We start from the raw sequence: 20,747 nt of genomic DNA, 5'->3' as shown, positions 1-20,747 counted from the left end.
TCAGCGCTTCCTATGCCTTGGGCGAACGACCGCTCCGGGCCACCCGGACGCGCCTAGCATCGCGCCATGGCACTTCGACGGGCCTTCTTCGCCTGGCAGTTCGCGGCCGCGGCCGTCCTGCCCCTCTGGCTGCTGCTCGGCTACGCGGTCTGGGGCGCCGGCGTCGGCGGGTTCCTCAGCGTCGTGCTCCTCGCCCCGATCGTGCTCGTCGCCGAGCTCGGGCTGGCTCTCCTGTTCTCCGCGCGCTCCGCCGTGCGGCGCGCCCGCGCCCTCGACGGGCCCGCGATCGGGGTGCTCGCCGCCTTCCAGCTCGGCGTGATCGGCGTCGGCTTCTTCGGGCCCGCCACCGCCTGGTTCGGCCTGCTCGCGGCGGCGGCCGCGATCGGCGGGTTCTGGCTCGGCGGCACGCTCCTCGCCCGCGACGTGCGGGCCCGCGTGCAGCAGACGATGTCCGCCTTCGGCCGCCCGCCGCAGACGCCGCAGCGTCCGCCGCTCGACGCGGGCGAGTACGTCGTGATCAAGCCCTCGACCCGCTGAGGCCGGTGGCGCGCTTCCGGTCGCCGCAGGTCGTCCTCCTCGTCGAGGACGCCGAGCGCGCCGCGGCGTTCTACGCCCGGCTCGGATTCGAGGAGGCGTTCCGCACGCCCGCGGTGGGTGCCCCGATCCATGTCGACGTCGCGCTCGACGGGATGCGGCTGGGCCTCGCGACCAGCGCCTCCGTCCGCGACGACCACGGGCTGCCGGCGGCCCCGGGCGACGGCCGGGCGGCCGTCGTCGTCTGGACGGACGACGTGCCGGGGGAGCTCGCGCGCCTCGAGCAGGCGGGCGTCCCGGTCCTGCGACGGGCCTCGCCGTGGCTCGGACGGCTCCTGATCGCGTGGGTCGCGGACCCGGACGGGCACCTCGTGCAGCTGGTGCAGGAGGCCTGAGCCCCGCCCGCGAGCCGGTCGCGCCCGCCGTGTGCCAGAATGGTCGATCGTGCCGCGGCCGTTCCTGCCGCTGGGGGACTCTTCCAAGCCTGCGGCACCGTCTCGCCCGGCGCTGAACGCAGCGCCCCGAACCGGGCCGACCGGCGGCGCGCCCAGGGAAGCAGTCCACACATGAGCCAGTTGCTCGACGCGGTCGATGCCGCCAGCCTCCGTTCCGACGTCCCCGACTTCCGTCCCGGCGACACCGTTCGCGTGCACGTGAACATCGTCGAGGGCAACCGCAGCCGCATCCAGGTCTTCCAGGGCGCCGTCATCCGCCGCTCCGGCGCCGGCGTCCGCGAGACCTTCACGGTCCGCAAGGTCAGCTTCCAGGTGGGCGTCGAGCGCACCTTCCCGGTGCACTCGCCGGTGATCGACCACATCGAGGTCGTCACCCGTGGCGACGTGCGCCGCGCGAAGCTGTACTACCTGCGCGAGCTGCGCGGCAAGAAGGCCAAGATCAAGGAGAAGCGCGAGGGCTGACGCCCCTGCTGATCCGCCCCCGTACACTGGCGCGCGCAGGTCGTCGGCCTGCGCGCGCCAGGCGGGGGAGGTCGTCACCGACATGGTCCAGAGCCCCCCTCGGAACGCACCGGAACGCACCGGGCGCCGTCCCAGCAGGGGGGCCGCTGCGTTCCTGCGGGACCTCGTCGTCATCGTGGTTGTGGCCGTGCTGGCCTCATTCCTCATCAAGACGTTCCTGATCCGGTCCTTCTACATCCCCTCCGTGTCGATGCAGAACACGCTGCAGGTGGGCGACCGGATCCTCGTCAACGAGCTCGTGCCCGGCCTCGTGCCGCTGCAGCGCGGCGACGTCGTCGTCTTCAAGGACCCGGGCGGCTGGCTCGAGGGCGAGCAGGTCGCCGCGCCGTCGAACCCGGTGGAGGCGGCGGGGGACTGGATCCTCTCGCTCGTCGGCCTGTCGAACCAGGACGCGAACAACCACCTGGTCAAACGCGTGATCGGCCTGCCCGGCGACCACGTCGTCTGCTGCAACGCCCTCGGGCAGATGAGCGTCAACGGCGCGCCCCTCGACGAGCCGTACGTCGTGCTGCAGCCCGGCAGCCGCGCGGTCTCCGGCGTCTCCTTCGACATCACGGTGCCGAAGGACCGCCTCTGGGTCATGGGCGACAACCGCTTCAACTCGAAGGACTCCCGCTTCAACGGCGACACGCCCTCGAAGGGGTTCGTGCCGGTCGAGGACGTCGTCGGCCGCGCGTTCGTCCTGTCCTGGCCGGTCTCGCACTGGAGCTGGCTCTCCGACTACCCGGACACCTTCGGCGGCGTGCCCGCCCCCGGCACGTGACCGCCGGGCGTCCTCCCGGCCTGTCCGTCGAACGAGCGCTGCTCGCCGCCGGCGCCACCGTCGTGATCGGCTGCGACGAGGTCGGTCGTGGCGCCATCGCGGGTCCCGTCGGCGTCGGCGTCGCGGTGCTCGACCCCGACCGGAAGCGCATCCCGAACGGCCTCCGCGACTCGAAGCTGCTGCCGGAGGCGGACCGCGTCGCGCTCGAGCCCCGCGTCCGCGCCTGGTCGGCGGCCAGCGCGGTCGGGCTCGCCGGCAACGACGAGATCGATGGGGACGGGATCTCCCGCTCCCTCGGCCTCGCGGGCGCCCGCGCGATCGGCGGCCTGGTCGCGCTCGGCGTGGGCCTGAGCGGCGCCGTCGTCCTCCTCGACGGCAACTGGGACTGGCTGACGCCCGGCCTGATCGCCGCGGGGCTGCCGCTGCTGCCGCAGGTCGTCACCCGCATCAAGGCCGACCGGGACTGCGCCGCCGTGTCGGCCGCCTCCGTCGTGGCGAAGGTGCACCGCGACTCCCTGATGATCGAGCGGCACGAGACGCACCCCGTCTACGGCTGGCGCAGCAACAAGGGCTACGCCTCCAAGGCGCACTACGCCGCGATCGACGAGCACGGCCCCTGCGACTGGCATCGGCGCACCTGGCTGCACGCTCTCCCGGGAACCGCCGTCGAAGCCGCGGACGAAACGTAGAATCGTCCGACCATGGACGACGACGAGATCGAGGACTACGACCGGGAGGTCGAGCTCCAGCTCTACCGCGAGTACCGCGACGTGGTGAGCCAGTTCAAGTACGTCGTCGAGACGGAACGACGGTTCTACCTGGCGAACGAGGTCGAGCTGACCCGCAGGGACACCGAGCACGACTTCTACTTCGAGCTGCAGATGCACGACGTGTGGGTCTGGGACGTCTACCGGGCCGACCGCTTCGTGAAGAGCGTGCGCGTGCTGACGTTCAAGGACGTCAACGTCGAGGAGCTCTCCGCGAAGGAGCTCGAGCTGCCGCAGGAGCTCGCCCTCGACGAGTAGCCGCTCACGGCGCTTCGCGGATCCGCACTTCCTCCGCGGATCCGCAGTTCTGGGCCGACACGCCGCTGCAGACCGTCCTGAAGACGGTGTGTCGGGGAGTTCTTGCGGATCCGCGCGTCTTCCGCGGAGGGACGTTCCGGAGCAGAGTGCCCGCATGGACATGGGGGCCTTCAACGCCGAGGTGATCCGCCGCTTCCGCGCCGGCGAGGAGATCGAGGGGCTGCACCGCGACCGCCTCGTGCTGCTCACCACGACCGGGCGTCGCAGCGGTGAGCCGCGCACGGCGCCGATGATGTTCGTCGACTTCGACGGCGACCCGCTCGTGGTCGGCAGCAACGACGGCGCCGCGGTCGACCCGGACTGGGTGCAGAACCTCCGGGCCGATCCGCACGCGCATGTGGAGACCCCGGACGGCCGGCGAGACCGCGCCGTGGCGGAGGAGCTGACCGGCGCCGAGCGGCAGCAGACGTGGGCGGAGCTCGTCGCCGGCTTCCCGTTCTTCGCGGACCAGCAGGAGCGCGCCGGCGACCGCGTCATCCCGCTGATCCGCCTCCGCCGCTGCGACTGACGCCGGGTTCGTCTCCTCCCCAGGCCGGATCCGGCGCGTCCTCGCGCCGCCCGCGCCGATCCGGGCCCACCGGCGCAGGGCGCGGGCCAGCCTCCTCGCCATGGCGCAGAAGGACGACGTGGGCAGACGCGGCGAGGACGAGGCGGCGGCGTACCTGACCGCCCTCGGGTGGCGGATCCTGGACCGGAACTGGCGGTGCGCGTCGGGCGAGGTCGACATCGTCGCGCTCGACGGACGCGAGCTCGTGATCGTGGAGGTGAAGACGCGGTCGAGCGTCCGCTACGGCGATCCGCTCGAGGCGGTGGTGCCCGAGAAGCTCACCCGGCTCTGCGTGCTCGCGGGCGCCTGGCGGCGGGCCCACCGCGGCGTCGGCGCCCGGACGACGCGCATCGACCTGATCGGCGTCCTCCTGCCCCGGCACGCGGCGGCGTCGATCGACCACCTGCGGGCCGCGGCGTGAGCGCCGCGGTGTCCCCGGCGGTGCCCGCCGTGCCGGCCGCGACCGCCCACGCGGCGGCGGTCGCTCTCGAGGGGCTCACCGGCCGGATCGTGGAAATCGAGGCCGCGCTGACGAACCAGACCCCGGGCCTCCGGCTCGTGGGGCTGCCGGACACGGCGCTGCGGGAGGCGCAGGCGCGCGTCCGCAGCGCGGTCGAGCACTCGGGCTTCGAGATGCCGTCGCGCCACCTCACGGTGAACCTGTCGCCGGCCGCGGTGCCGAAGCAGGGCTCCGGGTTCGACCTCGGCATCGCCGTCGCGGTGCTCGGCACGACCGGCGTCGTCGACCGGGAGGCCGTGGGCGACACCGTCTACCTCGGCGAGCTCGGGCTCGACGGGCGCCTGCGCCCCGTGCCCGGCGTGCTGCCGGCGGTCCGGGCGGCCCGCCGCGCCGGCCGGTCGCGGATCGTCGTCCCGACCGCGAGCGAGGCCGAGGCGTCGCTGGTGGACGGCATCGAGGTGGTCGCGGTGCCGAGCCTGCGTGCGCTCGCGATCCGGTGCGGTGCGGACCTCGAGCCCGTCGACGTCGAGCCGATCCCGGGGCCGCCCGTGCAGCCCGAGCGGACCTCGCCGCTCGACCTCGGCGAGGTGATCGGCAACGCGGAGGCCGTCGAGGCGCTGGTCGTCGCGGCCGCCGGCGGGCACCACCTGCTGATGACCGGGCCGCCCGGCGCCGGCAAGACGATGCTCGCGAACCGCCTCCCGGGGCTCCTGCCCGACCTGACCGGCGACGCCGCGCTCGACGCGACGAGCATCGCCTCGCTCGCCGGCCACGGCATCGACCGGCTGCGGCGACGTCCGCCGTGGCAGGCGCCGCACCACACCGCCTCCGCCGCCTCGATCATCGGCGGCGGCACGGGCCGGATCCACCCCGGCGCCGTCACCCGCGCCTCCGGCGGCGTCCTGTTCCTCGACGAGGCGCCCGAGTTCCCGAGCGCGGTCCTCGACTCGCTGCGGCAGCCGCTCGAGTCCGGCCGGGTGTCGGTGCACCGCGCGGCCGCGCGGGCCGACTTCCCGGCGCGGTTCCAGCTCGTCCTCGCCCGGAACCCCTGCCCGTGCGGGCAGTGGGGCTCGACCGACCGCGAGTGCACCTGCACGCCGACGGTCCGCGACCGGTACGCGCACCGGCTGTCCGGTCCGCTGCTCGACCGCATCGACATCCAGGTGCGGCTCGACCGTGTCACCGAGGCGCAGGTGCGCGTCGGCATGCCCGCCACGACCACCGCGACGGCGCGGTCGCGCGTGCTGGAGGCGCGGCGGCGCGCCGCCCGCCGCCTCGCCGGCACGAAGTGGTCGATCAACGCGGAGGTGCCGGGCTCCTGGCTGCGTCACCCGGACCACGCGGTCGCCGACGAGGCGCGGGCGCCGCTCCTCGCGGCGCTGCAGCGCAACACGCTCTCGCTCCGCGGCCACGACCGCGTGCTGCGGATCGCCTGGACGCTGGCCGACCTCGCCGGGAACGACCGCCCGGGGCGCCGGGAGATCTCGCTCGCGCTCGCCCTCCGGAGCCCGGACGCATGAGCGCCGTCCTCGACCTGCTGCCGGCCGTCCGTCCGGGCCGCGCGGACACGGACCCCGAGGGCGTGCTCGCCGCGGCGGCCTGGACCTCCGTCGTCGAACCGGGCGACGGGGCGGCCGGGGCCCTCGTGCAGACGTACGGCGCCGCCGACGCGCTCGACGCGCTGCGGCGGGACGCCCCGCCCACGCCGAACCCGGAGCTGCGCCGTGCGTTCGAGCGCTGGGCGCCGCGCGTCGACGAGGACGCCTTCGTGCGCGCGCTGCGGAACGCGGCGCGGATCGGGGCGCGGCTGCTGCTGCCGGGCGACCCCGACTGGCCCGGCGGCCTCGCCGACCTGGGCGTCCACGCGCCGCTCGCGCTCTGGGCGCTGGCACCGGCCGGGCCCGTCCCGCCGCTCGGTCGCTCCGTCGCCGTGGTCGGCTCCCGGTCCGCGAGCGCCTACGGCGAGCGCGTGACGACCGACGCGACGTGCGGGCTCGCGGATCGCGGCTTCGTGATCGTCTCCGGCGCCGCGATGGGGATCGACGGCGTCGCGCACCGGTCCGCGCTCGCGAGCGGCGGGCTCACGGTCGCGGTGCTCGCGGGCGGCCTCGACCGCTTCTACCCCGCGCAGCACGCGGACCTCCTCGCGCGCATCGCCCGTGAGGGCGTGGTCCTCGCGGAGATGCCGCCCGGCGCCCGGCCGATGCGCGAGCGGTTCCTCAAGCGGAACCGGGTGATCGCCGCGCTGGCGCGCGCGACCGTCGTCGTGGAGGCGGGCGCGCGGTCCGGGGCGATGAACACCGCCGGGCACGCCGCGGAGCTCGGGCGGCCGCTCGGCGCGGTGCCGGGCTCCGTCTACTCGGCGACCTCCGTCGGGACCCACCGGCTGCTGCGCGAGTACGCGGCCGTGCTCGTCCGCGACGCCGCCGACATGGCCGAGCTGGCGCGGGACCCCGACGAGGCCGTCGTCCTCGACGGCCTCGAGCACCTGCCGGACCCGGATCCGACCGAGACCCGGGTGCTCGAGGTCCTCACCACGCGTCCGCGCACCGCGCGCGACCTCGCGGCGCGGGCGGGGCTCGGCGTCACGGACACGACCGCCGCGCTCGGCATGCTGTCGCTCGCCGGCGCGGCCGTGCAGAGCGCGACGGGCTGGTCCCGCTCTCCGACGGGACGGAGCGTCAGGGGAGGTCGGTAGCGTCCGGGTGTGACCAGGGAGCCCCTCGCCACCCATCGGGTCGGCCACGTCAGCGACAGCCACTTCACCTCCTCCGGGGTGCTGCACGGCCGGGTCCGGGTCGCCGCGACCTACTCGGGCGCGCTCGCCGCGCTCGAGGGCAGCGGCATCCCGATCGACGCGCTGGTGCACACCGGCGACGTCGCGGACGCGGGGGAGGCGGACGCCTACCTCGCCGCGTCGACCGTGACCCGGGAGACGACGCAGCGCACGGGATGGCCGGTCGTCTGGGCGGCCGGCAACCACGACGTCCGCGCCGCGATGGCGACCGGGCTGCTCGGCGAGCCCGCGTCGGACGCCCCGCTCGACCGCGTCATCGAGGTTCGCGGGCTGCGCGTCGTCGCCCTCGACACCTCCATCCCCGGCCACGTGGAGGGCGGCGTCGACGCGGAGCAGGCCGACTGGCTGCGCAGCGTCCTCGCCGAGCCGGCCGAGCACGGCACCGTCCTCGCGCTGCACCACCCGCCGGTCCCCGTCGAGGTCACCGCCATGGCGCGGCTGCACCTCACCGGCCAGGACCGCCTCGAGGCCGCCCTGCAGGGCTCCGACGTCCGCGCGATCCTCGGCGGCCACCTCCACTACGCGACCAGCGCCGTGTTCGCCGGCGTCCCGGTCCACGTCGCGCCGGCGACCGCGTACACGATCCGGCTCACGCGGCCGGGCGGCGGCGTGATCGCGGTGGACGGCGCGCGGGCCGCCGGCGTCCTCTCGCTCTACGACGACGGCCGCGTCGGCTACTCGTCGCTGCCCGCCGATCCGCACCACGTGCTCGACAGCACGCCCGAGGAGGTCTTCTCCACCATGGGCGTCGACGTCGAGCACTGATCCCGTCGAGCACTGATCCCGTCGAGCACGGACGTCGGAGGGTCGCGCGGAGACCTCGCCCGCGGTGGCGCACGCTGAGGGCATGCGGTTGACGGAGGCGGTGGCGGCGCACCGCGACCACCTCGAGCGCGAGCGCGCCTACTCGCCGAACACGATCGACGCCTACGGGGCCGACCTCGCCGACCTCGTCGCGTTCGCCGCGACGCAGCAGGTGGAGGACGTCGACGGGGTCGACCTCGAGCTGCTCCGCGACTGGCTCTGGCAGGCGACGGAGCGGAAGCTCGCGCGGGCGACGATCGCCCGGCGTGCGGCGGCCGCTCGCAGCCTGACCGCCTGGCTGCACCGCACCGGCCGCACGGCCATCGACGCCGGCGCGCGGCTGCGGGCGCCGAAGGCGCAGGGCCGCCTGCCGCGCGTCGTCGGCAGCGACCAGGTCCGGGAACTGTTCGCCGGCCTCGAGGCCCGCGCCGCTGAGGGCGACCCCTCCGCGCTCCGCGACCTCGCCCTGATCGAGCTGATCTACGGCTCGGCGCTGCGCGTCTCGGAGGCGTGCGGCGTCGACCTCGACGACGTCGACCTGTCCGCGCTGACCGTCCGCGTCACCGGCAAGGGCGCGAAGGACCGCGTCGTGCCGTTCGGCGTCCCCGCGGCCCGCGCGATCACCGCCTACCGGGACCGGGGGCGCCCCGTGCTCGCCGAGCGCGGCGGGGGAGCGGCCGGCGCCGCGCTCTTCCTCGGCGACCGGGGCGGCCGGCTCGGGCCGCGCAGCGTGCACCGGTTGACCTCGCGGCTGCTGGAGGCGGTGCCCGGGTCCGGCCCCTCCGGCCCGCACGCGCTCCGCCACTCCGCAGCGACGCACCTGCTCGACGGCGGGGCCGACCTGCGCGCGGTGCAGGCGATGCTCGGCCACGCGAGCCTCGGCACGACGCAGATCTACACGCACGTGTCGATGGAGCGGCTCGCGGAGAGCTACCGGCTGGCGCACCCGCGCAGCTGACTCACCAGGCGCTGTCCGGCAGGAGCACCGCCCGGCGCGCGCCGCCGAGCCAGAGCAGCGGCGAGACGTAGACCCAGCCGTCGCCCGCCCGGACCCGCGCGCCGAGGTGCAGCACGCCCGCCGGATGCGGCCCTCCCGTCGACATCCGACCGATCACCTCGCCCCGGCGGACCGCGTCGCCCGCGTGCACCGCGGGCGTCACCGGCTCCACGCTCGAGCGCACGCCGGCGTGGTCGATCGCGACGACGCCGCGGTCGACGACGGGGCCGGCGAAGGCGACGGTCCCGTCCGCCACCGCCCGGACGGGCTCGCCCGGGGCGGCTCGCACGTCGACGCCGCGGTGCCCGGCCGCGTAGACGGTCGCCGGGGCCTCGAACCCGCGCACCACCGCGTGCGACGCGGTGGGCCAGGACCAGGCCGGCGGCGACGCCGGGGGCGCGGCCGCCGCGAGCAGCAGGAGGAGCGCGCCGAGCCGGAGCATCCGCGCATGCTCCCCGCCGCACCCCGCCTCCGCACCTCACGGCCCTGGGGAGGGGACGACGCCTGGCCGCCGCGCGACCCGCCTCGCATCCACGTGAGCACGACAGCAGGAAGAATCCGCTGCAGCAGGGAGGAACGCTCCCGTCCTTCCTGCTGCAGCCGGTTCTTCCTGCCGAAGGACGCCGTTCCTCCTGCTGTCGTGCTCGCTGCGGGGGCTCGGGGACGGCGTCGGCGCGGGGGAGCGCGGCTGGTAGACTTCTGGGCGCATCTCGCTCGCGAGATGACTTCGCGCGCCCGCACATGCGCAGCACCGGCCATCGGTCCCCAGCACCTGGGGCGGCCGGGCCGCAGGGCGCCAGGGCCGGCGCACGATCCCGTGCGTCCGGCGGACAACCGAGAACGCGCCCGCACGGGCGCAGAACAGGAGATGCGGCCGTGGCCGTCGTCACCATCCGCCAGCTGCTCGACAGCGGCGTCCACTTCGGGCACCAGACGCGTCGCTGGAACCCGAAGGTGAAGCGCTTCATCCTCACGGAGCGCTCGGGCATCCACATCATCGACCTGCAGCAGTCGCTGACCTACATCGACCGCGCGTACGACTTCGTCAAGGAGACCGTCGCCCGCGGCGGCACCGTCCTCTTCGTCGGCACGAAGAAGCAGGCGCAGGAGTCGATCGCCGAGCAGGCGACGCGCGTCGGCCAGCCCTACGTGAACCAGCGCTGGCTCGGCGGTCTGCTCACCAACTTCCAGACGGTCGCCAAGCGTCTGAACCGCCTCAAGGAGCTCGACCTCGTCGACTTCGACGACACGTCGAAGGGCTACACGAAGAAGGAGCTGCTGATCCAGCGTCGCGAGCGCGACAAGCTCGAGAAGACCCTGGGCGGCATCCGGAACCTGACGAAGACCCCGAGCGCGATGTGGGTCATCGACAGCAAGCGCGAGCACCTCGCCGTCGACGAGGCGAAGAAGCTCGGCATCCCCGTGATCGGCATCCTCGACACGAACGCCGACCCGGACGAGCTCGCCTACCCGATCCCGGGCAACGACGACGCGATCCGCTCCGTCGCCCTGCTCACGCGGATCATCGCGGACGCGGCGGCCGAGGGCCTGATCCAGCGCCACCAGGGCACGAACCAGGCCGACGCCGAGCCGCTCGCCGAGTGGGAGCAGGAGCTCCTCCAGGCGACCGAGAACCCGGAGGCGCTGTCGCTGCAGGTCGAGCAGGTCGACGACCGGGTCACCGGCCAGACCGCCGACACGCAGGACCGCATCGACACCGTCGTCGCGGACCAGGCCGACGCGAGCGCCGGCGTCGCGGCTGCGACGGCCGACGTCGCGCCCGCCGAGCCGACCGAGGAGAACGACGCGGACGCGCAGGCGGACGCCGACCTCGCCGCGGAGACCGTCGAGGGCCTCGTGCCGGAGCACGCGCCGCAGACCGAGGCCGACGTCGAGGCCGAGGAGCTCGCGAAGTCGACCCCGGCCCAGCGCCGCCCGGCGAAGGTCACCGACCCGGCCGCGACCGAGGACCCCGAGCCCTCCGCCTGAGCCCCTCCACCACCTCCGGCCGGCCGTCCGAGCAGCGACACCCTCGCCGCCCGGGCGGCCCGGCCGTTCGCCAGAACACGAAAGGAGTCAGCCATGGCCGCATTCAGCGCCGCTGACGTGAAGACCCTGCGTGACCGCCTCGGCGCGGGCATGCTCGACAGCAAGAACGCCCTGGTCGAGGCCGACGGCGACATCGAGAAGGCGATCGAGATCCTGCGGGTCAAGGGCCTGAAGGGCGTCGAGAAGCGCTCCGGCCGCTCGACCACCGCGGGCCTCGTCACCGCCGTCGCCGAGAACGGCGTCGCGACCCTGATCGAGCTCGCGAGCGAGACCGACTTCGTCGCGAAGAACGACCGCTTCACCTCCCTCGCCGCCGAGGTCCTCGGCGCCGTGGCCGCCGCCGGTGCGACCGACGTCGCGTCGGCGAACGCAGCCCCGCTGAACGGCAAGACCGTCCAGTCCTACATCGACGACGAGGCCGCGCTGCTCGGCGAGAAGGTCGAGCTCCGCTCGGTCGCGCAGGTGAAGGGCGACGACTTCGCCATCTACCTGCACAAGACGAGCAAGGACCTGCCGCCGCAGGTCGGCGTCGTGCTCGGCTACTCGGGCACCGACGCGGAGACGGCCCGTTCCGTCGCGCAGCACATCGCGGTCTACGACCCGAAGTACGCGACCCGCGAGGACGTCCCGGCCGAGGCTGTCGAGCACGAGCGCCAGGTCCTCACCGAGGCGACCCGCAACGAGGGCAAGCCCGAGGCGGCGCTCCCGAAGATCGTCGAGGGCAAGCTCACCGGCTTCTTCAAGGAGGTCGTCCTGGTCGACCAGCCGTACGCGCGCGACAGCAAGGTCGCGACCGGCAAGGTGCTGAAGGACGCGGGCCTCGAGGTCTCCGGCTTCGCCCGCATCAAGGTCGGCGCCTAGTCCCACCCCGTCGAAGCGCCCCGCGGCCGACCGGTCGCGGGGCGCTTCGCGCGTCCGGGGGCGGATCGCCGCGGGACCGGGTCGTCGCGGCCGGTCGGACCGCGCAGCGGCGTAGCGTGGCCGGTCCAGGTCGAGGGGCGCGGGGAGATGATCGAGTACTCGCGACGCGCCCTGCTCGTCGGCGGCGCGGTCGGCGTCGGCTCGGCGGCCGTCGCCGTGGCCGCGTTCGGCGCCCGCGCGTCGCAGGCGACGGTGGAGACCGCGCGCCCGACGCCGTCGCCCGCCGCACCGCCGCCGCCGTCACCGACGGCCGCACCGACGGCGCCTCCGCCGCCTCCGCCGCCGGTCATGCTCGGCCCGCCCGCGCAGGTCGCCTCGCTCGTCCCGCGCACGTCCGGCGCTGTGCTGCAGCAGGTGGAGGTCTGCCGCACCGGCGAGCTGTTCACCACGCAGTCCCGCGAGGGCACCGCGGAGGGCCGGTACACGACCGTCATCGCGCGCAGCACCGGCCCCGCGACCTCCGCCACCGCCAACCCCGAGCTCGACGCGATGGTCGTGGTCGACGGCGGCCACGGGCTGGGCCTGCACGTCGAGCCGCGCCCCGACGGCGGGCACGACGTGTGGATGAGCCTGCAGGGCCCCGTGCCGCAGAGCGACCCGAACGGCGGCCGCCTGGCCCGGTTCGCGTACACGCCGGGCACCTGGGCGATCGACGGGATCCCTGGCGGCGTGACCTGGCTCCCGCAGTTCCCGAACGACGCCGGCGCGCCGCAGGAGGCCGTCTACGCCTTCGACTGGGACCGCGGCTTCGCCGTGGAGCGGATGTTCGACTTCACGACCGGCCGGCAGGAGCGGTACACCCGCCGCCGGATCAGCGACCTCGTCCAGGGCGTCGACGCGCCCTGCGGACGCATGACCCTGCCCGTGAACGCGCCCACGCTGCAGGGCTTCGCCACCGTGGACAGCACGCTGTTCCGCTGGGTCGGCCTCGGCAACGGCGGCTCCGGCGCCCCGGTGCCGAGCGACCCGATGGCGCTCGAGCAGTTCGACTGGGTGTCCGGGGTCCGCACGGCGATCACGCCGTTCCCGACGCTCGGGCAGGTGGACGGGGCCTGGCCGGGCGGCGCGTATGAGCCCGAGGGGTGCTCGGTGCTGCGCTCCCCGGACGGCTCGGCGGCGCTGATCCTCGGCGTCACCACGGGCCCGGGCGGCCACCACGCCTGGCCGGTCTTCGCCGTCCCGCTCGGTGCCCGCGCTTGAGGATGGCCGCCGCGCGTCCACTAGCCTCGTCCGGAACGTGAGGGGGAGCGGATGCGTCGTGTGGTCCTGAAGCTGTCGGGCGAGGCGCTCGGAGGCGGCACGTTCGGCGTCGCGCCGGACGTGGTGCGGTCGATCGCCGAGCAGATCGCCGCGGCCTCCACCGAGGTCCAGGTCGCCGTCGTGGTCGGCGGCGGCAACTTCTTCCGGGGCGCCGAGCTGAGCCAGGCCGGCATGGACCGTACGCGGGCCGACTACATGGGCATGCTCGGCACGGTGATGAACGCCCTCGCGCTGCAGGACTTCCTGGAGCAGACCGGGGTGCAGACCCGCGTGCAGTCCGCGATCTCGATGACGCAGGTCGCGGAGCCCTACATCCCGCGCCGCGCGATCCGGCACCTCGAGAAGGGCCGCATCGTCATCTTCGGCGCCGGCGCCGGCCTGCCGTTCTTCTCGACCGACACGGTCGCCGCGCAGCGCGCGCTCGAGATCCACGCGGACGAGGTCCTCGTCGCGAAGAACGGCGTCGACGGCGTCTACTCCGCCGACCCGCGCCTCGACCCCGACGCGGTGAAGCTCGAGAGCGTCACGTACTCGGAGGCGCTGCAGAAGGGCCTCAAGGTCGTGGACTCCACCGCCTTCAGCCTCTGCATGGACAACGGCATGGCGATGCGCGTCTTCGGCATCGAGGGCGACGGCTCGATCGCCGACGCGATCCGCGGGGCCGAGGTCGGCACGGTCGTCTCAGCCTGACGCCGGTAGGCTTCCAGGGTTGTTCGAGGAGAGGGGTCGCCGGTGATCGCCGACGTGCTGCAGGAGGCGGGCGACCGCATGACCAAGGCGGTCGAGGTGGCCAAGGACGACTTCAACACCGTCCGGACCGGCCGCGCCAACCCGGCGCTGTTCCAGCGCATCCCGGTCGACTACTACGGCACCCCGACGCCGCTCGGCCAGCTCGCGAGCCTGCAGCAGCCGGAGGCGCGCATGCTCGTCATCACGCCCTACGACAAGGGCGCGCTGAAGGAGATGGAGAAGGCGATCGCGACGGCGCCGAACCTCGGTGCGACGCCGTCGAACGACGGCTCGATCATCCGCGTGGTGATGCCGGAGCTGACGCAGGACCGCCGCAAGGAGTTCGTGAAGATCGTCCGCGACAAGGGCGAGAACGCGAAGGTCTCCGTGCGCAACATCCGCCGTCGCGCGAAGGACGACCTGGACGCCCTCACCGGCGAGGTCAGCGACGACGAGATCTCGCGCGGCGAGAAGGAGCTGGAGGCGCTGACGAAGCGCCACGTCGATCAGATCGACGAGGCGCTGAAGCGCAAAGAGGCCGAACTGCTCGAGGTCTGAGCGGTGACGGACGGGGGGCCCGGCACGGGGCGGTCCCGGCGGCCGCGGAACTCCGCCGAGCTGCAGGAGCAGATCCGCGCGACCCGCGGTGAGATCCGCGACCAGGTGCGGCAGACCCGCGCCCACTTCGACGAGGCCAACGCGCGCCTGACCGCGCGCAGCGGCCGCAACCTGGTCGGCGCGATCGGCCTCGGCGTCGGCCTGGGGGCGCTCGTCATCGTCAGCCTCGTCATCTGGAAGCCGATCTTCGTGCTGCTCGCGATGGCGCTCGTGGGGTTCGGCACCTCGGAGCTCGCGGTCGCCGTGCGGCACGCGGGCATCCGGGTGCCGCGCGTCGGCGCCGCGGTCGCGGGCGTGCTCGCCGTGCCCGCCGCCTACGTGTCGGTGCTGCCCGCGCCCGACCAGACCGGCGCCGGCCGCCTGCCGACGCCGCTGGTCCCGGGCGGCTGGCTCGCGGCGGTCGTGTTCGCGGTGGTCGTCGCCGTGCTGTGGCGGCTGCTGCAGCAGCCCGCCCGGCCCGTCGCCGGTCGGCTGCTCGGGCGCGACCTGCTCGTGACGGCGTTCGTCCAGCTGTACGTCACCGGCCTCGGCACGTCCGCCGTGGTGCTGCTCGCGCAGCGGGGCGGCCAGTGGTGGACGCTCGCGTTCCTCGCGGTCGTCGTCGCGAGCGACGTGTTCGCCTACGTCACCGGCCTGCGCTTCGGCAAGCACCCGATGGCGCCGCGGATCAGCCCGAAGAAGACGTGGGAGGGGCTGGCCGGCGCCGCGGTCGCGACGATCGTGCTCGGCGCCGTGCTCGCGCCGCTGCTGCTCGACCGCCCGATCTGGTTCGGCGCGGTCTTCGGCGTCGTGATCCTCGCCACGGGCACGCTCGGCGACCTCGGCGAGTCGATGATCAAGCGCGACATCGGCGTCAAGGACATGTCGTCGTGGCTGCCCGGCCACGGCGGCCTGCTCGACCGGCTCGACTCGGTGCTGCCGTCGGCGGCCGTCGCCCTCGCGCTCTTCCTCGCCACGGCCTGACCGCGGACACGCCGGACCCCGCGAACGGGGGCCGCGCGGCCCGCGCTCCGGCATCATGTCGGCCATGCCGTCGACCTTCCCGCGCGAACGACACCGCCGACTCGGGTACGACCCGGAGGAGGTCGACCGGTTCATCTCGGTCGCGCGCGCCGAGTTCGACGCGGGTCCTGGGTCGCTGCGCGCCGCGGACATCCGTCGCACCGCGTTCACCATGCGGCGCGGCGGCTACGCCACCCCCGCGGTCGACGCGGCGCTCGAGCGCCTCGAGGACGCGTTCGCGGTGCGGGAGCGGGACGCGGCGGTGCGGTCCGGCGGCGAGCGCGCGTACTACGCGAGCACGCGGCAGCTCGCGAAGGAGATCATCGCCCGGCTGGAACGGCCGGCGGGCAGGCGGTTCACCCGTGTCGGCTTCGCGCACATCGGCTACTCGGTCGCCGACGTCGACCGGTTCGCCGAGGAGGCGCGGTCGTACTTCGAGGACGGCTCGAACGTGCCCGTGGAGCGGGTTCGATCGATCGCGTTCCGCCCGAAGCGGGGCGGGTACAGCGAGGCGCAGGTCGACGTGCTGATCGACGGCCTCGTGGAGGCGATGCTCGCGGTGCGATGACCGCGGCCTGATCGCGCGGGGTGGCGGAGGGAGGGCCGCCGAGGCCCTCGGGTACGCTCTTCCGATCGTGGCAGCACCTGGAACCACCGTCCCCCCGACGTCGACCGCAGCACCCGTGCGACCGAGGTCCCGGGGGCGTCTCGTGCTCGGCCTGTTCGCGATGCTCGCGAGCGCCGGCATCGCGCTCGTGACCGTGACCGACCCGTACGCCGGGGCGACCGCGGCGCCGTTCTACCAGCAGCCCGCCCTCGTGAAGGCGTCGGGCGTGCAGCGGTACGAGATCGACGGCGGCTACGTGCTCGTCGACGTGAAGCGCGACGGGTTCAAGGCGGTCGACGCGCCGAAGGCCGAGGCGGAGGTGCAGGTGATCGGCGGGGGCGGCACGGGCGCCAAGGCCGGCAGCGGCTCGAGCGGCGTCGCGAGCTACACGACCCCGGTCGGCACGGCGCAGACGTTCGCCGCGAAGGCGGTCGCGGCGCGCGGGTGGGCGCCGAGCGAGTTCAGCTGCCTCGTGAAGCTCTGGAACAAGGAATCCGGCTGGAACACGCACGCCGCGAACCCGAGCGGCGCCTACGGCATCCCGCAGGCCCTGCCCGGCAGCAAGATGGCGACCGCCGGCGGCGACTGGCAGAACAGCGCGCAGACGCAGATCACGTGGGGGCTCGGCTACATCGCCGGCTCCTACGGCAGCCCGTGCGGGGCGTGGGCCCACTCGCAGGCCGTCAACTGGTACTGATCGTGCCGCGCCGCAACCGGTTCCGCTCGAACGACGAGCCGCCGCCGCTGCGCCTCGCCGGTGCCGCGCGCGTCGAGGAGCGGCGCGGCCGGTCGTGGCACGTGCAGCCGATCTCGGCCGCCCAGGCGCTGAAGGAGTACCGCTGCCCCGGGTGCGGCGGGGTCGTGGAGGAGGGCGTGGCCCACGTGGTCGTGTGGCGCGCGGACGGCGTGCTCGGCGACCAGGCCGACCTCGAGGCCCGGCGGCACTGGCACGCCCACTGCTGGCGTGCGGCGTGAGCGAGCAGGTCGAGGTCCGCAGCGGCACGGTGCTCGCCGCGCGGCGCGAGGACGTCGCGTTCGACACCGCGGACGGTCTGACCCTCGTCGGCGAGCTCGCCGTACCGGTCGACCGCGAGCCCGTCGCGACGCTCGTCACCCTCCACCCGCTGCCGACGCACGGCGGCTTCATGGACTCGCACGTGCTGCGGAAGGCCGCGAACCGGCTGCCCGCGCTCGCGGACCTCGCGGTGCTGCGGTTCAACACCCGCGGCACGTCGAGCCCGCGCGGCGCCAGCGAGGGGGAGTACGACGGCGGTGTCGCGGAGCGCTACGACGTCGCCGCCGCGGTCGCGTTCGCGACCGGGCGCGGCCTGCCGCACCCCTGGCTGGTGGGCTGGTCGTTCGGCACCGAGCTCGCGCTGAAGTACGGCCTCGCGGAGGACGTCGAGGGCGCGATCCTGCTGTCGCCGCCGCTGCACCGGACCTCCGAGAGCGAGCTGGCCCGGTGGCACGGCAGCGGCCGTCCGCTCGTCGCGCTGGTACCGGAGCTCGACGACTTCCTCCGCCCGGCCGAGGCGCGCGAGCGGTTCGCGGTGGTGCCGGAGGCGGAGCTGATCGCCGTCGACGGGGCCAAGCACCTGTGGGTGGGGGAGCCGCAGGTGCGCCGCGCGCTCGACGAGATCGTCCGCGTGGTCAACCCGGCCGCGTCCCCGCTCCCCACGACGGTCCCCGCCGCCCTCGTCGTCGACTGACCGCAAGGGCGGGGGTGGGCGCGCTGCGCGCGCTCCGCACGGTGGTCGAGACCACCCGGAGCCGCGGGGTGGTCTCGAGGCTCGCTGCGCTCGCACCTCGATCAGCGGGTGGGCTCGCTGCGCGCTGCGCACGGTGGTCGAGCCGGGCGCTCTGCGCCCGTGTCGGAACCACCCGGTGCCGCGGGGTGGTCTCGAGGCTCGCTGCGCTCGCACCCCGACCAGCGGCTGCGCTCGCTGCGCGCGCTCCGCACGGTGGTTGAGCCGGGCGCTCCGCGCCCGTGTCGAAACCATCCGGAGCCGCGGGGTGGTCTCGAGGCTCGCTGCGATCGCACCCCGACCAGCGGGGAACGAAGCGGGGCCGGGCTAGGCCTCCGCCTGCTGCGGGACGATCACCTGGTCGATGATGAGCAGCACCGCGGCGGCGACCGGGATCGCGATGAGCGCGCCGAGGATGCCGAGCAGCGTGCCGCCGACCAGCGCCGCGATCACGACGACGACGCCCGGCACCTTCACCGCGCGGTTCATGATGTTCGGGCTGAGCACGTACGCCTCGAGCTGCATGTAGACGAGGTAGTAGATCGCGACCCACAGCCAGATCGGCAGCCCGCCGCCGGTGTGCACCGGGAGCGCGAGCACGAGCTGGCCGAGCACGATCAGCACGGCCGCGGAGACGGTGCCGACGAGCGGGATGAGGCTGCCGAGGAAGGCGATGAAGGCGAACACCGCCGGCAGCTGCGCACCGATCAGCGACAGGAAGATGAAGCTGAGCACCCCGTTGACGAGCGCCAGGCCGACCTGCCCGATCACGTAGCGGCCGACCGATGAGAAGATCTGCTCCGCGATCGAGGCGAAGCGGGCGCGGCGCGACATCGGCACCATCCGGTACAGCGCGCCCTTGAACTCCCGCATCGACGCCGTGAAGTACAGCGTCAGGATCACGACGATCACGGCGCCGCCGATGCCGCCGATGATGCCGACGCCGACCGACAGCACGCCGCCGGTGATGGTCCCCGCGTTGTCCTGCAGGTAGGCGACCGCCTGGTCGATCAGGTCCCTGACCTTGATCGAGCTGCCCACGGCGGTCTGGACCTGGTTCACGAAGTCGTTCCAGCCCTGGTACTGGCTGGCGAAGTCGGCGATGCCCTTCACGAGGCTGCCGATCTGCGTGACGATCACCGGGACGATGAGGAACGCGATCGCGACGAAGACGCCGATCACGACGACGACCGCGATCAGCATCGCGAGCCAGCGCGGCATCCGGAGCCGCTCGAGCTGGCTCACGAGCGGGTCGAGGCCGAGCGCCAGGAAGGCGGCCGCGACGACGTAGGTGAGGATCGTCGCGAGCTGGAGCACGGCGGCGCCGATCGCGAGCGCCAGCAGGACGCCGAGGGTGCCGACCAGGCCGGTCCGGAACGGGTTCTGGACCTTCATGCGGTCCGCGCGCCGATCAGGACTCGACGTCGACCGGCTGCGCGCTGCCCAGCGCGCCGCGGAGCGACTCGAAGTAGTGGGCGATGCCGTCGCGCTCCTCGCGGAGCTCCGCGAGCCGGTCCTCCGCGTCGCGCACCAGCTGCGCCGAGCGCTGCTCGGCCTCGGTGACGATCGCGTGGGCCGTGTCGCGGGCCGTCGCGACGAGCTCCGCCGCCTCGGCCTGCGCGGCCTCGCGGGATCGGCGCCCGTCGACCTCGATCTGCATCTGCAGGGCGTCGGCCTCGAGCCGCTTGTCGGCGGCCCGGCGGATGGCGTCCGACAGCTGCGCGTTCGCGTCGTCGAGGTAGCGCTGCGTGGAGGCGACCGCCTCCTGGTGCCGCGCGAGGTAGTCCTGCTCGGCCTCGTCGCGCCGCGCCTTCAGCTCGACGTCGAGGTCCAGGCGGGCCTGCTCGATCTCCTGCTCGGTCGCGTCCCGCAGCTCGGCGAGGTCCGCGGCGAGCGCGTTGCGCGTCGCCTCGTGCTCGCGCTGCTGCGCGCGCCGCATGCCCTCGAGCTCCTCGAGCAGCTCGGCGCGCGCGGCCTCCGCCTCGCGGGCCGCGGCGAGCCGGGCGGTCTCCGTCTCGCGGGCGACGTCCGCCCGGGCGAGCTCCGCCTTGCGCGACAGGTCGGCGTGGGCGCGCTCGACCTCGAGCCGCAGCTCGGTCCGGGTCCGCTCGACCTCGGCCTCGACGTCGGCGCGCAGGGCCGCGAGCTCGCGGTCGAGCTCGGCGCGGGCGAACTCGGTCTCGCGCGTCATCCGCTGCGCGTCCTCCTTCGCCGCGGCGGTCTCCCGCTCGACGACGACCCGCAGCTCCGCGGCCTCCCGCTCGGCGGCGCTGCGGACCGCGGAGGCCTCCCGCTTCGCGGTGCCGCGCAGCTCGGCGGCCTCCGTCGCGACGGCGCCGCGGATCGCGGCGGCCTCCCGCGTCGCGTCCTGCGTCGTCGTCTCCGCGTGCAGCTCGGCGCGCTCGACCAGCTGGTCCGCCTCCGCCCGGGCGGAGGCGAGCATCGCCTCGGACTGCTCGCGGGCGTCGCCGAGCAGCCGCTCGGCGAGCTCCGCGGCCTCGACCCGCATGCGGTCCACGTCGGCCTGGGTCGCGGCCCGCAGCCGCTCGGAGTCGATGTCGGCCTGCGCGATCACGCGGGTGGACTGCTCCTCGGCGAGGCGCAGCAGGCTCTCCAGGCGGTGGCCGAGGCCGGAGTACGTCGGGCTGCCGACCTCCTCGAGCTCCCCGTCGAGCTCCTCGACGCGCTGCCCCAGGCGCTTCACCTCGCGCTGCGCCTCGGCGAGCGAGGAGTTCGCCTTGATCAGCTCGCGCCGCAGCTCCTGCATCGCACGATCGACCTCGTCGCGGTTGTAGCCGCGCATCGCCGTGGTGAAGCCGGACTCGTCGGACACGTGTCGCTCCTCGTCAGCA

At 74.5% G+C, this 20,747-nt stretch carries 25 protein-coding genes; 22 read left to right on the top strand and 3 right to left on the bottom strand.

The window, feature by feature from the left end; all coding sequences use genetic code 11:
• The first annotated feature begins 66 nt into the window (after window positions 1–66).
• The 12 genes from D1781_RS17615 to D1781_RS12965 all read left to right on the top strand — a co-directional run bounded on the left by D1781_RS17615 (window position 67) and on the right by D1781_RS12965 (window position 8,925).
• A complete protein-coding gene (locus D1781_RS17615) occupies window positions 67–537 on the top strand; it encodes a hypothetical protein (protein WP_158590091.1) in 471 nt (156 codons plus the stop codon).
• Between the two features lie 5 nt (window positions 538–542).
• Window positions 543–929 (top strand): VOC family protein, encoded by a 387-nt coding sequence (locus D1781_RS17610; RefSeq protein WP_158590090.1) that lies wholly within the window; start codon window positions 543–545, stop codon window positions 927–929.
• Window positions 930–1,100: 171 nt separating this feature from the next.
• Window positions 1,101–1,451 (top strand): 50S ribosomal protein L19, encoded by a 351-nt coding sequence (rplS, locus tag D1781_RS13010; RefSeq protein WP_119482664.1) that lies wholly within the window; start codon window positions 1,101–1,103, stop codon window positions 1,449–1,451.
• Between the two features lie 82 nt (window positions 1,452–1,533).
• Entirely contained in the window at window positions 1,534–2,274 is a 741-nt protein-coding gene (gene lepB, locus D1781_RS13005) for a signal peptidase I (RefSeq protein ID WP_119482663.1), read from the top strand.
• A complete protein-coding gene (locus tag D1781_RS13000; RefSeq protein WP_199706591.1) occupies window positions 2,271–2,963 on the top strand; it encodes a ribonuclease HII in 693 nt (230 codons plus the stop codon). The genes lepB and D1781_RS13000 overlap by 4 nt, the downstream gene beginning before the upstream one ends.
• Before the next feature lie 12 nt (window positions 2,964–2,975).
• Entirely contained in the window at window positions 2,976–3,299 is a 324-nt protein-coding gene (locus D1781_RS12995; protein WP_119482662.1) for a DUF2469 domain-containing protein, read from the top strand.
• Between the two features lie 154 nt (window positions 3,300–3,453).
• Window positions 3,454–3,867: a nitroreductase family deazaflavin-dependent oxidoreductase gene (locus tag D1781_RS12990; RefSeq protein ID WP_119482661.1), complete on the top strand. Its 414-nt coding sequence runs from the start codon at window positions 3,454–3,456 to the stop codon at window positions 3,865–3,867.
• 100 nt (window positions 3,868–3,967) lie between these two features.
• Window positions 3,968–4,327, top strand: a complete 360-nt coding sequence (locus D1781_RS12985) for a YraN family protein (protein WP_119482660.1) — start codon at window positions 3,968–3,970, stop codon at window positions 4,325–4,327.
• Window positions 4,324–5,886: a YifB family Mg chelatase-like AAA ATPase gene (locus D1781_RS12980; protein ID WP_233551331.1), complete on the top strand. Its 1,563-nt coding sequence runs from the start codon at window positions 4,324–4,326 to the stop codon at window positions 5,884–5,886. The genes D1781_RS12985 and D1781_RS12980 overlap by 4 nt, the downstream gene beginning before the upstream one ends.
• Window positions 5,883–7,064, top strand: a complete 1,182-nt coding sequence (gene dprA, locus D1781_RS12975) for a DNA-processing protein DprA (RefSeq protein ID WP_119482659.1) — start codon at window positions 5,883–5,885, stop codon at window positions 7,062–7,064. The genes D1781_RS12980 and dprA overlap by 4 nt, the downstream gene beginning before the upstream one ends.
• Before the next feature lie 9 nt (window positions 7,065–7,073).
• Window positions 7,074–7,928, top strand: coding sequence for a metallophosphoesterase (locus D1781_RS12970; RefSeq protein WP_119482658.1), 855 nt, complete (start codon window positions 7,074–7,076; stop codon window positions 7,926–7,928).
• Window positions 7,929–8,010: 82 nt separating this feature from the next.
• Window positions 8,011–8,925, top strand: coding sequence for a tyrosine-type recombinase/integrase (locus tag D1781_RS12965; RefSeq protein WP_119482657.1), 915 nt, complete (start codon window positions 8,011–8,013; stop codon window positions 8,923–8,925).
• Between the two features lies 1 nt (window position 8,926).
• Here the strand turns inward: D1781_RS12965 and D1781_RS12960 are convergent, their stop codons facing one another.
• Window positions 8,927–9,406, bottom strand: coding sequence for a murein hydrolase activator EnvC family protein (locus D1781_RS12960; RefSeq protein ID WP_119482656.1), 480 nt, complete (start codon window positions 9,404–9,406; stop codon window positions 8,927–8,929).
• A gap of 434 nt (window positions 9,407–9,840) precedes the next feature.
• Between D1781_RS12960 and rpsB the strand changes: the two genes are divergently transcribed.
• The 10 genes from rpsB (at window position 9,841) to D1781_RS12910 (ending at window position 17,859) form a co-directional block, all read left to right on the top strand.
• Window positions 9,841–10,953: a 30S ribosomal protein S2 gene (gene rpsB, locus D1781_RS12955; RefSeq protein ID WP_119482655.1), complete on the top strand. Its 1,113-nt coding sequence runs from the start codon at window positions 9,841–9,843 to the stop codon at window positions 10,951–10,953.
• Window positions 10,954–11,046: 93 nt separating this feature from the next.
• Entirely contained in the window at window positions 11,047–11,874 is an 828-nt protein-coding gene (gene tsf, locus D1781_RS12950; protein WP_119482654.1) for a translation elongation factor Ts, read from the top strand.
• A 147-nt stretch (window positions 11,875–12,021) separates the two neighbouring features.
• A complete protein-coding gene (locus D1781_RS17790) occupies window positions 12,022–13,134 on the top strand; it encodes a phage baseplate protein (protein ID WP_199706589.1) in 1,113 nt (370 codons plus the stop codon).
• Between the two features lie 51 nt (window positions 13,135–13,185).
• Window positions 13,186–13,884: a UMP kinase gene (gene pyrH / locus D1781_RS12940; protein ID WP_119482653.1), complete on the top strand. Its 699-nt coding sequence runs from the start codon at window positions 13,186–13,188 to the stop codon at window positions 13,882–13,884.
• Window positions 13,885–13,926: 42 nt separating this feature from the next.
• Window positions 13,927–14,481, top strand: coding sequence for a ribosome recycling factor (gene frr / locus D1781_RS12935; protein ID WP_119482652.1), 555 nt, complete (start codon window positions 13,927–13,929; stop codon window positions 14,479–14,481).
• A 3-nt stretch (window positions 14,482–14,484) separates the two neighbouring features.
• Entirely contained in the window at window positions 14,485–15,504 is a 1,020-nt protein-coding gene (locus D1781_RS12930; RefSeq protein ID WP_119482651.1) for a phosphatidate cytidylyltransferase, read from the top strand.
• Between the two features lie 64 nt (window positions 15,505–15,568).
• Window positions 15,569–16,111, top strand: a complete 543-nt coding sequence (locus D1781_RS12925) for a DivIVA domain-containing protein (protein WP_119483289.1) — start codon at window positions 15,569–15,571, stop codon at window positions 16,109–16,111.
• Between the two features lie 142 nt (window positions 16,112–16,253).
• Window positions 16,254–16,847: an aggregation-promoting factor C-terminal-like domain-containing protein gene (locus tag D1781_RS17975; RefSeq protein WP_233551330.1), complete on the top strand. Its 594-nt coding sequence runs from the start codon at window positions 16,254–16,256 to the stop codon at window positions 16,845–16,847.
• Between the two features lie 2 nt (window positions 16,848–16,849).
• Window positions 16,850–17,125, top strand: a complete 276-nt coding sequence (locus D1781_RS12915) for a hypothetical protein (protein ID WP_119482650.1) — start codon at window positions 16,850–16,852, stop codon at window positions 17,123–17,125.
• A complete protein-coding gene (locus tag D1781_RS12910) occupies window positions 17,122–17,859 on the top strand; it encodes an alpha/beta hydrolase (RefSeq protein ID WP_199706587.1) in 738 nt (245 codons plus the stop codon). The genes D1781_RS12915 and D1781_RS12910 overlap by 4 nt, the downstream gene beginning before the upstream one ends.
• A 363-nt stretch (window positions 17,860–18,222) precedes the next feature.
• Here D1781_RS12910 and D1781_RS12905 read toward each other — a convergent pair whose 3' ends face one another.
• Window positions 18,223–19,290 carry an AI-2E family transporter gene (locus D1781_RS12905; protein ID WP_119482649.1) on the bottom strand — a complete coding sequence of 356 codons (1,068 nt, stop codon included), beginning with the start codon at window positions 19,288–19,290 and terminating at the stop codon, window positions 18,223–18,225.
• A 16-nt stretch (window positions 19,291–19,306) separates the two neighbouring features.
• Complete coding sequence (locus D1781_RS12900; RefSeq protein ID WP_233551329.1) at window positions 19,307–20,728, bottom strand: DivIVA domain-containing protein; 1,422 nt, start codon at window positions 20,726–20,728, stop codon at window positions 19,307–19,309.
• Between the last annotated feature and the right edge of the window lie 19 nt (window positions 20,729–20,747).

It is taken from the genome of Amnibacterium setariae (assembly GCF_003581425.1).
Lineage (GTDB): Bacteria > Actinomycetota > Actinomycetes > Actinomycetales > Microbacteriaceae > Amnibacterium > Amnibacterium setariae.
The sequence above is the reverse complement of the archived record's forward strand: the minus strand, read 5'-3'. Positions and strand labels throughout refer to the sequence as shown.